Raw genomic sequence first — 653 nt, forward strand, 5'->3', positions numbered from 1 at the left:
CGGAAGCCGCGGTCGACCAGCTCCTGGTACCCGTGCTCGTAGAACTGCTGCGGGTCGCTCTCCCAGACCGTCTTCAGCGCGTCCGCCAGCTCCGGCGCCGCGTCGCCCTCGATCAGGGTCACACCGATGTACTCGCCGGTGGCCTCCGCCGGGTCCATCAGCTTGGTGATCCGGGTCATCCCCTTCGCCGGGTCGACGACGACCTTCATCTCCTCGTCGGCCAGCTTCTTCACCGTGTCCACCGCGAGGATGATCCGCTTGCCCTCACCCCGGGCGGCCAGCAGCGTCTTCTCCACCGACACCGGGTGCACGGTGTCACCGTTGGCGAGGATCACACCGTCACGCAGCGCGTCCCGCCCGCACCACAGGGAGTAGGCGTTGTTCCACTCCTCGGCCTTGTCGTTGTCGATCAGCGTCAGCTTCAGGCCGTACTTGGCCTCCAGCGCCGCCTTGCGCGCGTAGACGGCCTCCTTGCGGTAGCCGACGATGACCGCCACCTCGGTCAGCCCGATCTCGGCGAAGTTGCCCAGCGTCAGGTCCAGGACCGTCGGCTCGCCCTCCACACCCTCGGGCCCCACCGGCACCAGCGCCTTGGGCAGCGTGTCGGTGTAGGGGCGCAGACGCCGTCCGGCGCCGGCCGCCAGCACAAGGCC

The 653-nt window shown here is 69.4% G+C and carries 1 protein-coding gene; it reads right to left on the reverse strand.

What is annotated here, in order from left to right; genetic code table 11:
* The coding region (locus IH25_RS0136755; protein ID WP_245172991.1) for a phosphocholine cytidylyltransferase family protein at positions 1–653 on the reverse strand (653 nt) is incomplete at both ends.

The organism is Streptomyces achromogenes subsp. achromogenes (assembly GCF_000720835.1).
Lineage (GTDB): Bacteria > Actinomycetota > Actinomycetes > Streptomycetales > Streptomycetaceae > Streptomyces > Streptomyces achromogenes.